We start from the raw sequence: 13,832 nt of genomic DNA, 5'->3' as shown, positions 1-13,832 counted from the left end.
TGATTATTTGAACAATCACCAATCACTGCAGGTGGATCATTTCTTCGATTTGGCCTTGGCGCCACGCTGGCGCTGGGCTTCAAACAGGCACACGCCGGTGGCGACCGACACGTTGAGGCTGCTGACGCTACCGGCCATCGGCAGATGGACCAGGTAATCGCAATGTTCGCGGGTCAGGCGACGCATGCCTTTGCCCTCGGCGCCCATGATCAGGATGGTCGGGCCGGTGAGGTCCTGGTCATAAATGCTGACCTCGGCCTCGCCTGCCGTGCCCACGACCCACAGGCCACGCTGCTGGAGTTTCTCCAGGGTGCGCGCCAGGTTGGTCACGGCCACCAAAGGAATCACTTCCGCCGCGCCGCAGGCGACCTTACGCACGACCGGCGTCAGGGTCGCGGACTTGTCTTTAGGCACGATCACCGCCAGCGCACCGGCAGCATCCGCCGAACGCAGGCAGGCGCCGAGGTTGTGCGGATCGGTCACGCCGTCCAGCACCAGCAGCAACGGCGCACCTTCGGTACGGTCGAGCAGCTCGTCGAGCATCGCCTCGCCCCAGACCTGGCTCGGGCTGACGTCCGCCACGACGCCCTGGTGGACGCCTTCGACCCACACGTCCATTTCGCGACGCTCGGCCTGACCGATGGCAACCTTGTTTTGGGTCGCCAATTCAACCAGCGCTTGCACGCGCGGCTCGCTGCGGCCTTCGGCCAACCACACTTGCTTGACGCGTTTAGGGTGGTGACGCAGCAGTGCTTCTACGGCGTGCACGCCGTAGATTTTTTCCAGACTCATGACTTGGCCTTAGGTTTGCGCGACCCGCCGCTCTTGGCAGGGCCCGAACCCGCTTTTGGCGGGCCTTTACGGTGTTTACTTGGCTTGCTCGACGGATTTTCCGCCCCGCGGGACTTTCCCCCAGACGCCGCTTTACCACCGCTTTTGGCTTCGTTGAGCAACTGCTGCTTCAACTCGCGGCTCTTGCGCAGCTCGGCGTTTTTCGCCGCCGCATCGCTTGGGCGGTAGGCTTCGGGGGCCTTTTCCTTCGCGGACGGACGACGACCGGCCTTGGCAGATGCAGGCTCGGCGGTCGCTGCTTTAGCAGGTGCTGCCTTGCCTTTGCTGGTCGGTTCGCTGCCGCGTTTTTTACGGCTGCCCGGCGATTCGGCTGGCTTGTCGGACATGCCGAAGTCGATCTTGCGCTCGTCGAGGTCGACGCGCATGACCTGCACTTCCACGGTATCGCCCAAACGGAAGCTGCGACCGGTGCGCTCGCCCGCCAGGCGGTGGTGCACAGGATCGAAGTGGTAATAGTCACCCGGCAACGCGGTGACGTGCACCAGGCCTTCAACGTAGATGTCGGTCAGTTCGACAAACAGACCAAAGCCGGTCACGGCCGTGATCACACCAGGGAAAGTCTCGCCCACGCGATCTTTCATGAACTCGCACTTGAGCCAGTTCACCACGTCGCGGGTGGCTTCGTCGGCACGGCGCTCACTCATGGAGCACTGTTCGCCCAGCTGTTCCAGGGCCGCTTCGTCGTACGGATAGATCCGTGCTTTCGGAATGGTCATGGCACCGGCGCGCTTGACGTGCGGGGTGTTCTGCTTGGAGTGGATCACGCTGCGGATTGCGCGGTGCGTGAGCAGGTCCGGGTAGCGGCGAATCGGCGAGGTGAAGTGGGTGTACGCCTCGTAATTCAGGCCAAAGTGGCCCTGGTTGTCAGCGCTGTACACCGCCTGGCTCAGGGAGCGCAGCATGACAGTCTGGATCACGTGGTAATCCGGACGGTCCTTGATGCTGGCGAGGAGAGCCTGGTAGTCCTTCGGCGTCGGGCCGTCCTTGCCTTTGTGCAGGGACAGGCCGAGCTCGCCGAGGAATGCACGCAGCTTCTCCAGACGCTCCGGCGGCGGGCCGTCGTGCACGCGATACAACGCTGGAATCTCATGCTTCTTCAGGAATTCAGCGGTGGCCACGTTGGCCGCCAGCATGCATTCCTCGATCAGCTTGTGCGCATCGTTACGCGTGGTCGGGGTGATTGCGGCGATCTTGCGCTCGGAACCGAAGACAATCCGGGTTTCCTGGGTTTCAAAGTCAATCGCGCCACGTACATGACGAGCGCCCAGCAATACCTTGTACAGCGCATAGAGCTGCTTGAGGTGCGGCACCACGCCAGCGTATTCGCTGCGCAGGGCCTTGGCTTCGCTGGTCTTCGGCGTTTCCAGGATGGTGCTGACCTTGTTGTAGGTCAGGCGCGCCTGGGAGTGGATCACCGCTTCGTAGAACTGGTAGTCGGTCATTTCGCCGGTTTTCGAGATGGTCATCTCGCACACCATGGCCAAGCGGTCGACTTTCGGGTTCAGGGAGCACAGGCCGTTGGACAGCTGCTCAGGCAGCATCGGGATCACGCGTTCAGGGAAGTACACGGAGTTGCCGCGCACCTGAGCTTCGTTGTCCAAGGCCGAACCGATCTTCACGTAGCTGGACACGTCGGCAATCGCGACGAACAACTTCCAGCCACCGGAGAACAGGCGCAGCTTGCCTGGCTTGGCTTCGCAGTAGACCGCATCGTCGAAGTCGCGGGCATCTTCGCCGTCAATGGTGACGAACGGCAGATGGCGCAGGTCGATGCGTTTTTCTTTGTCTTTCTCTTCCACTTCAGGCTTGAGCTTGCCGGCTTCTTTGAGCACAGCCTCAGGCCAGACGTGGGGAATATCGTAGGTGCGCAGCGCAACGTCGATTTCCATGCCCGGCGCCATGTAGTTGCCGACCACTTCAACGATATCGCCCTGGGGCTGGAAGCGCGCCGTTGGCCAGTGGGTGATTTTCACCTCGACGAACTGGCCGACCTTGGCGGCGCCATTGCGGCCTGGGGTGATCAGCACTTCCTGCTGGACCTTAGGATTATCCGGCACCACAAAGCCGATGCCGCCTTCTTCGAAGTAACGGCCGACGATGGACTCGTGGGCACGGGACACCACTTCGACGATCACGCCTTCACGGCGACCGCGACGGTCCAGGCCGGAAACGCGCGCCAGGGCACGGTCGCCATCGAACACCAGGCGCATTTGCGCCGGACTCATGAACAGGTCATCGCTGCCGTCGTCGGGGATCAGGAAGCCGAAACCATCACGGTGGCCGGCAATGCGGCCCAGGATCAGGTCGAGCTTATCCACAGGCGCGTAAGTGCCACGGCGGGTGTAGATCAGTTGAGCATCACGCTCCATGGCACGCAAACGGCGGCGCAGGGCTTCGAGCTGGTCTTCGGTGGTCAGACCGAATTCTTCAACCAACTGCTCACGGCTAGCAGGCGAACCCCGATCGGCGAGATGCGCCAGGATCAGTTCGCGGCTAGGAATAGGGTTTTCATATTTTTCCGCTTCACGAGCGGCCTCGGGATCGAGGGACTGCCAATCGGCCATTAGAGAGTTTTCACCTTGTCTATATGCGGGTTAGTTTGGCATACGCGTATTGAAACGGGAAATTTCAGACGCCAACAAGCCTTTTAAAGCCCTTTGCAGCCCCCGGCGGGCACCTTGCACGACCATTGGCGAAATTTTCCAGGCTTTTTTCGTGGCAGGGCTTTACAGCTTAAAATCCCCTCCGTATAGTGCGCGCCATCGACGACGGCAACGTTGTTGATGCTGCCCAGGTGGTGAAATTGGTAGACACGCCAGCTTCAGGTGCTGGTGATCGCAAGGTCGTGGAAGTTCGAGTCTTCTCCTGGGCACCAAATTCAGATCAAACCCGCGAAAGCGGGTTTTTTCGTTTCAGGTCTTTGATTTTTAACGGAAAACTTGATTTATTTTTTCGAATCAGGGGTTTACAGATCAAAAAGCCCTCCGTATAGTTCGTCCCATCAACAGCGCAAGCGCTGCTGATAATGCCCAGGTGGTGAAATTGGTAGACACGCCAGCTTCAGGTGCTGGTGATCGCAAGGTCGTGGAAGTTCGAGTCTTCTCCTGGGCACCAAATTCAGATCAAACCCGCGAAAGCGGGTTTTTTCGTTTCCGGGCTTTAAAAACCTCATCTCGGAAACTTTCCCTGCGATTTTCCCCCTCGCCCGCACCTGAGAAACTTTATCGTTTATCCTTGTAAGTATTTGTTGCATACAAGTGAGGAACAACCCGGATGATGATCCGCGATACCCATCTCAAGACATCCCTTCTGCGTGGCCTGACCATCACTCTGCTCGGCCTGACCCTGCTTTCGCCCACCGCCTACTCCGCCGACAAGGTTTCCCTGACCTTGTACAACGGCCAGCACAAAGAAGTCGGCGATGAACTCGCCAAAGCCTTCGAAGCCAAGACCGGCATTCACGTCAACGTGCGCAAAGGCAGCAGCAACCAGCTCGCCAGCCAGGTCGTGGAAGAAGGTGACCGCTCGCCTGCCGACGTGATCTACACCGAAGAATCGCCACCCCTGAACAAACTCGGCGAGCAAGGCCTGCTGGCCAAGATCGACGCCAGCACCCTCGACGTATTGCCCAAGGATTACGTCGGCGCCAACGGCGACTGGATGGGCGTGACCGCGCGCACCCGCGTCGTGGCGTTCAATCCGAAATTGATCGCGGAAAAAGACCTGCCCAAATCGGTGCTGGATTTCGCCGGCCCCGAGTGGCAAGGCAAGGTCGGCTTTGTGCCCACCAGCGGCGCGTTCCAGGAACAGGCCGTGGCGATCATCAAGCTGCACGGGCGTGAAGCCGCCGAAGAATGGCTGACCGGCCTGCGCGCCTTCGGCAAGGTGTACAGCAACAACATGGTCGCCCTCAAAGCCGTTGAAAATGGCGAAGTGGCCACCGTACTGGTGAACAACTACTACTGGTTCGCCCTGAAGAAAGAAAAAACCAACCTGGACTCCCAACTGCATTACTTCACCGATGGCGATGCCGGGGGCTTGATCACCGTGTCTTCGGCGGCGGCGCTGAAATCCAGCAAGCATCCGAAAGAAGCCCAGCAACTGCTGGCGTTCATGGCCAGTGAAGAGGGCCAGCGCGTCATCACCAACACCTCGGCCGAATACCCGCTGCGCAAAGGCATGGAGTCCAACCGTGGCCTCAAGCCCTTCAGCGAACTGCAACCGCCGAAAGTCACCCCTGCAGACCTTGGCAACGCCGAAGAAGCCTTGGACCTGGAACGTGACGTTGGCTTGAACTGATGAACCCATCGCTACCCGCCCCCGCCCTGCGCGGGGGTTTGCGCCCAAGGCGCAAGCGCCCGTCGATCTGGCTGTTGCTGCCCGTCCTGTTGCTGGTCGGCTTGAGCTTGCTGCCGCAGGCCTATGTCGGGCTCAAGGCGTGGCAAGCCGGCTGGGCGGAGGCGGTGCACCTGCTGTGGCGGCCGTATGTGTTCGGGTTGCTGCGCAATACCTTGGCGTTGATGGTCGGGGTGACGGTGACGTGTGGCGTGATCGGCCTGTCCCTGGCCTGGCTGCTGGAACGCAGCAACATGCCAGGGCGACGTATCTGGGGCGTGATCCTGTGCCTGCCGTTTGCAGTGCCGGCGTTTGTCAGCAGCTTTACCTGGGTATCGCTGAGCGCCAGTTTTGAAGGGCTTGGCGGGGCGATCCTGGTGATGAGCCTGTCGAAATACCCGCTGGTTTTTTTGCCGGTGGCAGCGACCCTGCGCAATCTTGATCCCTCCCTGGAAGAGTCGGCCCGCACCCTGGGGCTGAATCGCTGGGGCGTGTTCTTTCGCATCACTTTGCCGCTGTTGTGGCCTTCACTGCTGGCCGGGGCATTGTTGATCGCACTGCATATGCTGGTGGAGTTTGGCGCGCTGTCGATCATCGGCTTGCAGACCTTCACCACCGCGATCTACCAACAGTTCGAGCTTGAGTTCAGCAATGCGAATGCCGCGATGCTCTCGGCGGTGTTGCTGGTGATGTGCCTGACGCTGCTGTGGCTGGAGTTGCGTGTGCGCGGCAAGGGCCGGCATGTGCGTATTGGCCAGGGCGCGGCGCGGCATGCGGAGCAGGTTCGACTGGGTCAATGGGCGCCATTGGGCCAGGTGTATTGCCTGGCGCTGGCGATCATCGGCAGCGGGATTCCGCTGGGGATGCTCGGTTATTGGTTGGCGGTGGGATCTTCTGCCGCTTTCCCAGTAGCAGAAATCGGTGAGGCGCTGCTGTCTTCATTGGCATTGTCCCTGGGCGGCGCCGCGCTTTGCCTGGTACTGGCGGTGCCGGTCGGGTTGCTGGTGGTGCGCTACAAAGGCCAGTTGGCGATCTGGGCCGAACGCCTGCCGTATCTGCTGCACGCCCTGCCCGGCTTGGTGATTGCGCTGACGCTGGTGTACTTCGCCCTGCACTATGTGCCGGCGCTGTACCAGACCTCGGCATTGCTGTTGATTGCTTATGCGCTGCTGTTTTTGCCGCTGGCCCAGGCGCCGATCCGTACCGCGCTGAACAAGGCTGCGCCGCAGCTTGAAGAGGCTGCACGCACGCTGGGGGCCTCGTCGTTCAGTGCGTTTTGCCGGGTGACCTTACCGATTATTTTCCCGGCATTGGGGGCGGCGTTTGCGCTGGTGTTTCTGGATGCGATGAAGGAATTGACGGCGACGCTGCTGCTTAGCCCAACGGGGCTGAATACCTTGGCGACGGCGGTGTGGGCGCATACCTCGAATGTTGAATTCGCGGCAGCAGCGCCATATGCGGCGCTGTTGATTTTGGTGTCGGGGTTGCCGGTTTATCTGCTAACGACTCGGATGTATCTGAGCCGTTAAGATCGTTTTCGCGAGCAAGCCCGCTCCCACATTTTGAAATGCATTCCAAATGTGGGAGCGGGCTTGCTCGCGAAGGGGCCAGCACTGACGACGCTAAGCCCTGAACTGCCCCAGGCTCGCCTTCAACTGCGCCGCCAGCCCATCCAGCACCTTGCCACTGGCGGTGGTCTCCACCACTGCCTGTGCGGCACGCTCGGCCTGGGCATGGATCACCTCGACCCTACCCCGCACCGCATGAGCACCCTGCGCTTGATGCTCGGCCGCGCGCGTCGCCAAGCCAATCGCCGCATGCACCTGCTCCACCGAGGCCTGCACCGTCTGCTGCAAGCGCACGCTGTCACGCAGCACCAGCAAACCTTCATTAGCCTGACGCCCGGCCTTGCCGATGGTTTCCACCGCCTCCCGCGCGCCCTGCTGCAACGCCACGATATGCGCCTGGATATCGCCGGTGGAGCTTTGGGTCTTGCTCGCCAGCGCACGCACTTCATCCGCCACCACCGCAAAGCCGCGACCGGTCTCGCCCGCACGCGCCGCCTCGATTGCGGCGTTGAGGGCGAGCAAGTTGGTTTGCTCGGCAATGCCGTGAATCACCGTCAGCACCACCTCGATCTGCTCGCTTTGCTGGGCCAGGCGCTCGATAACCGTGGAGCCGGCCTGCACCTGGCCCGCCAGTGCCTCGATCAAACTGCCGACCTCCGCCGAGGTCCGCGAGTTCTCATCCGTGGCCTGACGAATATCCACCACCTGCTGCAACGCCGCCTGCATTGCATGGCTTTCGGCTTGCGCCTCGTCGGCCATCTGCGACAGTGCGCGCAAGCTCTCGGCCACTTCATCGCGCTGCAAGCCCGCCGCTGCGTCAGCACCGGCATTGCGCAAGGTCATCGCGCCGATTTCCACGCCGGTGCGCTGGGCCACATCCCCCGCCTCGCGCACGATGGGCTGCAACTTATCCACAAAGCGATTGACCGCCGACGCCATGTCGCCGATTTCATCCTTGCTGCTGATTTGCACGCGCTTGGTGAGATCACCCTCGCCCGCCGCCAAGTCATCCATGGCAGCAATCAGCAACTTCAAACGATTGACCACGCGACGGCCCAACACGATGGCGATCAGCAGCAACACACCGAAACCGACCAGCGCCAGGCCCATGCCGATGCGCCAGCGCAAGGTGCCGGCGGCGTCCTGGACGGCGCTGGTGGTGTTGGCCGTCATTTGGGTGGCGGTGGCTTGCGCGGATTGCAGGCGCGCGCCCATGGCGGCAGCGCTATCGGCCGCCGCGCCCTTGAGGCTGTCGCCCACCAACTGGTCACCGCTGGCGATCAGTGCGGCGAAACGCTTATCCAATGCGGCCAGATCGGCCTCCACTGCGGCAGTGGAAACCCCCATGCGCACCTTGCCGATCTCCACGCCGTTGGGGCTGATGGACGCCTCGACATAGAACACCGAAGGATCATCTTTGGCCGCATCCAACACTTTATCCAGGGCGCGGTCACCCTTGCCTTTTTCCAACAGTGCCTGGTTGATCGGGTTTTCACGGTTGAGGTAGCGGGTCAAGTGCTCACCCGCCGCGTCGTCATAGACCACAAACAGCACGTTGGGATTGCGCTGGGCACGCCGGGCGAACTCCGACAGCGTCGGCACGTCACTGTCCCACATGGCGCGGGGCGCCACCGAGGCCAGCAGTTGCGCCATGTCATTGGCGGAGTCTTTCAGGTCTTTTTCCAGGGTCGCACGCAGCTGCTTCTGCTCTTCCTGCAGGCGGGTTGAAAGCCCCGCTGTCAGACGCTGACGGGTACTGGTCGACAAGCTGTCCAGGCTGGACGTGACTTCTTTACCGGCCTGGGCCAATTCACCCGACAGTTTCTGGCTGTCGATGCCCAGGCGATTGCCTAAATCAGCCTCCAGCGCGGTGACGGTGCTTCGCGTCAGGGCGACGGCCACCAGCACTTGCACCAAAAGGGCGATACCTAGGGTAACGAACACCGGCCGCAACAGACGGCTTTGTAACAATGAGAGAACGGCAGACATCGGGAATCCCTCCACCACGGGTGCCATTAATTTGATAGCACCGCGAAAGAAAGAACCAAAGCAAGGGTCGTGCCGCCCAGGCGACAGAAACGACAAAGGGCTCCCGCAGGAGCCCTTTGCTTTTTACATCAACAGCTTATTAAGCGAACGGATGACGCAGAACGATGGTTTCGTTGCGGTCCGGACCTGTCGAAATAATGTCAATCGGCGCACCGATCAGCTCTTCGACACGTTTGATGTAGGCACGGGCGTTAGCCGGCAGCTCTTCCAGGGTCTTGGCGCCCACGGTCGATTCGGTCCAGCCCGGCACTTCTTCGTACACAGGCTGCAGGCCCACGTAGCTGTCGGCGTCGGTCGGAGCAACGTCCTTGCCTTCGGCATCTTTGTAACCGATGCAGATGTTGATGGTTTCCAGGCCGTCGAGTACGTCCAGCTTGGTCAGGCAGATGCCCGAGATGCTGTTCACATCGATAGCGCGACGCAGGATAACGGCGTCGAACCAGCCACAACGACGAGCACGGCCGGTGGTCGCGCCGAATTCGTGACCTTGCTTGGCCAGGTGAGCGCCGACGTCGTCGAACAGCTCAGTCGGGAACGGACCCGAACCTACGCGAGTGGTGTAAGCCTTGGTGATGCCCAGGATGTAGTCCAGGAACATCGGGCCAACGCCGGAACCGGTCGCAACGCCACCCGCTGTGGTGTTGGAGCTGGTCACGTACGGGTAGGTGCCGTGATCGATGTCCAGCAGGGAGCCTTGGGCGCCTTCGAACATGATGTCTTTGCCAGCGCGACGCAGGTCGTGCAGCTCGGCGGTCACGTCCAGCATCAGCGGCTTGAGCAGCTCAGCGTATTCCTTGCACTCGGCCAGGGTTTTCTCGAACTCGATGGCCGGCTCTTTGTAGTAACCGACCAGCATGAAGTTGTGGTAATCCACCAATTCACGCAGCTTGTCTTCAAAGCGCGGCATGTTGAGCAGGTCGCCCACACGCAGGCCACGACGTGCAACCTTGTCTTCGTAGGCTGGGCCGATGCCGCGACCGGTGGTACCGATCTTCAGCTCGCCACGGGCCTTTTCACGGGCCTGGTCCAGCGCAACGTGGAAGGACAGGATCAGCGGGCAGGACGGGCTGATACGCAGGCGCTCGCGCACCGGTACGCCTTTCTCTTCCAGCTTGGTGATCTCACGCAGCAGGGCGTCAGGCGCAACCACCACGCCGTTGCCGATCAGGCACTGCACGCCTTCGCGCAGAACGCCCGACGGGATCAGGTGCAAGACGGTTTTTTCGCCATCGATGACCAGGGTGTGGCCAGCGTTGTGGCCACCTTGGTAGCGCACTACGGCGGCAGCATGTTCGGTCAGCAGATCAACGATCTTGCCTTTGCCCTCATCACCCCATTGGGTGCCCAGGACTACGACATTCTTACCCATAACACTTGTCCTCATTCGCGCAAACTTGGTGCCGGCGATGGCCGGCAGGAAAACTCAAGAAGCCAGTGGCGATACTTGCCAAAGCCCGTTCTGCAGAATCAATTGCCGGTCGCAGTCCGCTTCACGGGCGGCGGCCAATGGCTGCCCAGGCAAAGCCTGGACGACACGCTGACCCTCACTGCGCAACTGGCAAACCTGCTGCCAGAGTGCTGCGTCCGTACTGTCGGGCATCCAGATGCCACCAGACGGCAGCTCGACCTCAGCACGCCCCAGGGTCACCAGGGTTTTCAAATCGGTGGAAAAACCAGTGGCCGGACGCGCACGACCGAAGTCGGCGCCGATATCGTCATAACGACCACCTTGGGCGATGGCTTGGCCAACGCCCGGTACAAAGACGGCGAACACCACACCGGTGTGGTAGTGGTAGCCGCGCAGCTCACCCAGATCAAAGTACAGCGGCAGCTCCGGGAAGCGCGCCGACAACTGCTCGGCAATCGCCAGTACGTCGTCCAGTGCAGCCAGTACCGGCGCCGGCGCCTTGGCCAGGCGCTCACGGGCAGCCACCAGCACTTCACGGCCGCCGCACAGATTGACCAGTGCACGCAGCATGTCAGCCAGGTCGGCAGGCACGCCAGCGGTCAGAGCAATCACCTCATCGATGGCCTTGCGTTGCAGGGCATCGAACAGCTGTTGTTCCACTTCACCAGACAAACCAGCCGCACGGGCCAGGCCACGGTAGATACCGACGTGGCCCAGGTCCATGTGGACATCCGGCACATCGGCCAGCTGCAGCATGGCCAGCATCAGGCTGATCACTTCAACGTCGCTGCTCGGGCTCGCATCGCCGTACAACTCGGCGCCCAGTTGGATCGGGCTACGGGACGACGACAACGCGCGCGGTTGAGCATGCAGCACGCTGCCCGCGTAGCACAGGCGGCTTGGACCTTCGCGACGCAGGGTGTGCGCATCGATGCGCGCCACTTGCGGCGTGATGTCGGCACGGAAACCCATTTGCCGGCCCGATTGCGGGTCGATGACCTTGAAGGTGCGCAGATCCAGGTCCTGGCCCGCGCCGGTCAGCAGGGATTCCAGGTACTCGATATGGGGGGTCACGACAAACTCGTAACCCCAGCTCTGGAACAGATCCAACACCTGGCGACGCGCTACTTCAATGCGCGCAGCTTCTGGTGGCAGTACTTCTTCGATGCCATCTGGCAGCAGCCAGCGGTCTACCGTTGCCATTACGCCATTCCCCTTTGATCCGGGCGGCCAGCCCTCGGCCGAGCCTTGAGTGAAGCAGAAAATACCCGCCCCCTGCATAAACCACGCGCAAGAGCGACGTGACGAACGGCCTGTAATCGGCCTCGTCGGGCACTTTCCTCGAAAAACCTGTCACGCCTGCCGAATCAAACATGCAGACGCAAAAAAGCCGGGAATTTCCCGGCTGCCGCATCATACACCCGTTTTCTGAAAGGATCACCCCGCCAGGCGTTTTAGCCGCCCGACGGGAGTGAAACCTACAGAATCACAGGCTGGTTACTTGGACTTTTCCAGGTAGCGGAAGAAGTCGCTGCTTGGGTCCAGCACCATGACGTCGGTTTTGTTCGCGAAGCTTTCACGGTAGGCGCGCAGGCTACGGTAGAACGCGTAGAACTCCTGGTCCTGGCCGTAGGCCTTGGCATAGATCGCCGCAGCTTGAGCATCGCCATCACCACGGGCCTCTTCAGACTCGCGATAGGCTTCGGCCAACAGTACACGGCGCTGACGGTCGGCATCCGCACGGATGCCTTCTGCCAACTCGTTACCCTTGGCGCGGTGCTCACGGGCTTCACGCTCACGCTCGGTGCTCATACGCTCGAACACGCTGCGGTTCACTTCCTTCGGCAGGTCGATCGCCTTGACCCGGACATCAACCACTTCAATGCCCAGTTCTTTCTCTGCCATCGTGTTCAGCGAACGCGTGATGTCAGCCATCAGCGCGTCACGCTCACCGGATACCACCTCGTGCAGGGTGCGCTTACCAAACTGGTCACGCAGGCCCGATTCCAGACGGCGCGACAAACGCTCGTCAGCAATCTGCTTGAGGCCGGAGGTCGCGGTGTAGAAACGCTCGGCATCCTTGACGCGCCACTTGGCGTAGGCGTCAACCATCACGGCTTTCTTTTCCAGGGTCAGGAAGCGCTGTGTCGGTGCATCCAGGGTCATCAGGCGGGCGTCGAACTTGCGCACCTGGTTGACGTAGGGGACTTTCACATGCAGGCCCGGCTGGACATCCGCCTGGACCACGCGACCGAATTGCAGCAGCACCGCACGCTCGGTCTGAGCCACGATGTAGAAGCAGTTCCAGGCAGCGATGACCACGACGACGCCCACAATCAGGGCGGTCAGCGATTTATTGCTCATCAACGACTCTCCCTGGTACGTGTTTGCTGTTGCAGCAAGTCAGCGGCCGCACGGGCGCTCGCTTCGTTGGCAGCGGCATTGGAACCGGTGGACGGTGCGCTGGTGCTGCTACGACCACCTTCGATCATCTTGTCCAGCGGCAGGTACAGCAGGTTGTTCTGCCCACCCTTGCTGCCGGTCACGAGAACCTTGCTGGTGTTGCTGAAGACTTCCTGCATGGTGTCCAGGTACAGACGCTCACGCGTGACTTCTGGCGCCTTGCGGTACTCGGCGACCAGCTTGGTAAAGCGATCCGCCTCACCCTTGGCGCGGGAGACCACTTCGTCGCGGTAACCGTTGGCATCCTCTAGGATGCGCTGGGCCTGACCACGGGCTTCCGGCACGACGCCGTTGGCGTAGGTTTCAGCCTGGTTGCGCGAACGCTGCTCGTCTTCACGGGCACGGATCACGTCATCGAAGGCTTCCTGCACTTCACGCGGTGCGGCTGCGCTCTGTACGTTCACCTGGGTAACGGTGATACCGGTGCGATAGGTATCGAGGAACCGCTGCAGGCGCTCCTTGATCTCGCTGGCCATCAATTCACGACCTTCGGTCAGCACCTGGTCCATCGCGGTCGAACCGACGACGTGGCGCAGGGCACTTTCGGTAGCGTGTTGCAGGCTGATTTCCGGCTGATCAACGTTCAGCACGAAGTCCTGCAGGTTGCTGATCTTGTACTGCACGGTCAGCGGCACTTCGACGATGTTCTCGTCTTCGGTCAGCATCTGGCCCTGCTTGGTGTAGGCACGCTCACGCGTGACGTTTTCCATGTACTTCTTGTCGATCGGCGGGAAGTAGATATTCAGGCCAGGGCCGACTGTCTCGTAGTACTTGCCGAAGCGCAGCACCACGGCTTGCTCCTGCTCGTCCACCACGTAGACGGCGCTGTATAGCCATACGGCCGCCAGCACGACAAGACCCAGGCCAAGCAGGCCATAGCCGCCGCCCTTGCTTGTGCGACCGCCGTCGTCACCACCACGTTTTTTTCCACCACCGAACAACCCATTCAGGCTTTCCTGCAGCTTTCGGAAGGCCTCGTCGAGATCTGGTGGCCCCTTGCGGTCGCCATTATTGCGGCGTTTACCACCCCAAGGATCCTGATTATTCGAGTTGCCACCCGGCTCATTCCAAGCCATAGCGCTCTCCATCTGATAAAGCAAAGACGCACCCACGGCGCGCCGACCAATGCTACAGAATGCCTGCCACTGCGGCACAAC

Annotated in this window: 9 protein-coding genes and 2 tRNA genes; 4 read left to right on the top strand and 7 right to left on the bottom strand. The window is 61.1% G+C overall.

The features are described from left to right. Positions 1-36: 36 nt before the first annotated feature. Positions 37-792 (bottom strand): 23S rRNA (guanosine(2251)-2'-O)-methyltransferase RlmB, encoded by a 756-nt coding sequence (rlmB, locus tag OZ428_RS03305; protein ID WP_017734971.1) that lies wholly within the window; start codon positions 790-792, stop codon positions 37-39. After that, on the bottom strand, positions 789-3,416 hold the full coding sequence (gene rnr / locus OZ428_RS03300) for a ribonuclease R (RefSeq protein WP_269132690.1): 2,628 nt from the start codon (positions 3,414-3,416) through the stop codon (positions 789-791). The genes rlmB and rnr overlap by 4 nt, the downstream gene beginning before the upstream one ends. Before the next feature lie 224 nt (positions 3,417-3,640). Between rnr and OZ428_RS03295 the strand changes: the two genes are divergently transcribed. From OZ428_RS03295 to OZ428_RS03280, 4 genes are all read left to right on the top strand, one after another. After that, a tRNA-Leu gene (locus OZ428_RS03295) sits at positions 3,641-3,727 on the top strand. A gap of 152 nt (positions 3,728-3,879) precedes the next feature. Next, positions 3,880-3,966, top strand: a tRNA-Leu gene (locus OZ428_RS03290). Between the two features lie 159 nt (positions 3,967-4,125). Then, positions 4,126-5,151 carry an iron ABC transporter substrate-binding protein gene (locus OZ428_RS03285; protein ID WP_038851251.1) on the top strand — a complete coding sequence of 342 codons (1,026 nt, stop codon included), beginning with the start codon at positions 4,126-4,128 and terminating at the stop codon, positions 5,149-5,151. After that, positions 5,151-6,716, top strand: coding sequence for an ABC transporter permease (locus tag OZ428_RS03280; protein ID WP_269132689.1), 1,566 nt, complete (start codon positions 5,151-5,153; stop codon positions 6,714-6,716). The genes OZ428_RS03285 and OZ428_RS03280 overlap by 1 nt, the downstream gene beginning before the upstream one ends. 93 nt (positions 6,717-6,809) lie before the next feature. Here OZ428_RS03280 and OZ428_RS03275 read toward each other — a convergent pair whose 3' ends face one another. The 5 genes from OZ428_RS03275 to hflK form a co-directional block, all read right to left on the bottom strand. After that, on the bottom strand, positions 6,810-8,744 hold the full coding sequence (locus OZ428_RS03275; RefSeq protein WP_269132688.1) for a methyl-accepting chemotaxis protein: 1,935 nt from the start codon (positions 8,742-8,744) through the stop codon (positions 6,810-6,812). A gap of 139 nt (positions 8,745-8,883) precedes the next feature. Next, complete coding sequence (locus OZ428_RS03270; protein WP_003217505.1) at positions 8,884-10,173, bottom strand: adenylosuccinate synthase; 1,290 nt, start codon at positions 10,171-10,173, stop codon at positions 8,884-8,886. Between the two features lie 54 nt (positions 10,174-10,227). Beyond that, positions 10,228-11,415, bottom strand: a complete 1,188-nt coding sequence (locus OZ428_RS03265) for an ATP phosphoribosyltransferase regulatory subunit (protein ID WP_177109943.1) — start codon at positions 11,413-11,415, stop codon at positions 10,228-10,230. A gap of 294 nt (positions 11,416-11,709) precedes the next feature. After that, positions 11,710-12,576, bottom strand: a complete 867-nt coding sequence (hflC, locus tag OZ428_RS03260; RefSeq protein ID WP_010213607.1) for a protease modulator HflC — start codon at positions 12,574-12,576, stop codon at positions 11,710-11,712. Next, positions 12,576-13,751 carry an FtsH protease activity modulator HflK gene (gene hflK / locus OZ428_RS03255; protein WP_028615515.1) on the bottom strand — a complete coding sequence of 392 codons (1,176 nt, stop codon included), beginning with the start codon at positions 13,749-13,751 and terminating at the stop codon, positions 12,576-12,578. Before hflK ends, hflC begins: the two co-directional genes overlap by 1 nt. Between the last annotated feature and the right edge of the window lie 81 nt (positions 13,752-13,832).

This window comes from Pseudomonas sp. GXZC, assembly GCF_026967615.1.
In the GTDB taxonomy this organism is placed as follows: Bacteria; Pseudomonadota; Gammaproteobacteria; order Pseudomonadales; family Pseudomonadaceae; genus Aquipseudomonas; species Aquipseudomonas azotoformans_A.
Note: the sequence above shows the minus strand (reverse complement) of the source record. Positions and strands in the feature narration are given on the sequence as shown.

What these genes read in the sequence shown, in the direction of transcription:
- rlmB (WP_017734971.1), bottom strand. Translation starts at nt 792, where the DNA reads ATGAGTCTGGAAAAAATCTACGGCGTGCACGCCGTAGAAGCACTGCTG.
- rnr (WP_269132690.1), bottom strand. Translation starts at nt 3,416, where the DNA reads ATGGCCGATTGGCAGTCCCTCGATCCCGAGGCCGCTCGTGAAGCGGAA.
- OZ428_RS03285 (WP_038851251.1), top strand. Translation starts at nt 4,126, where the DNA reads ATGATGATCCGCGATACCCATCTCAAGACATCCCTTCTGCGTGGCCTG.
- OZ428_RS03280 (WP_269132689.1), top strand. Translation starts at nt 5,151, where the DNA reads ATGAACCCATCGCTACCCGCCCCCGCCCTGCGCGGGGGTTTGCGCCCA.
- OZ428_RS03275 (WP_269132688.1), bottom strand. Translation starts at nt 8,744, where the DNA reads ATGTCTGCCGTTCTCTCATTGTTACAAAGCCGTCTGTTGCGGCCGGTG.
- OZ428_RS03270 (WP_003217505.1), bottom strand. Translation starts at nt 10,173, where the DNA reads ATGGGTAAGAATGTCGTAGTCCTGGGCACCCAATGGGGTGATGAGGGC.
- OZ428_RS03265 (WP_177109943.1), bottom strand. Translation starts at nt 11,415, where the DNA reads ATGGCAACGGTAGACCGCTGGCTGCTGCCAGATGGCATCGAAGAAGTA.
- hflC (WP_010213607.1), bottom strand. Translation starts at nt 12,576, where the DNA reads ATGAGCAATAAATCGCTGACCGCCCTGATTGTGGGCGTCGTCGTGGTC.
- hflK (WP_028615515.1), bottom strand. Translation starts at nt 13,751, where the DNA reads ATGGCTTGGAATGAGCCGGGTGGCAACTCGAATAATCAGGATCCTTGG.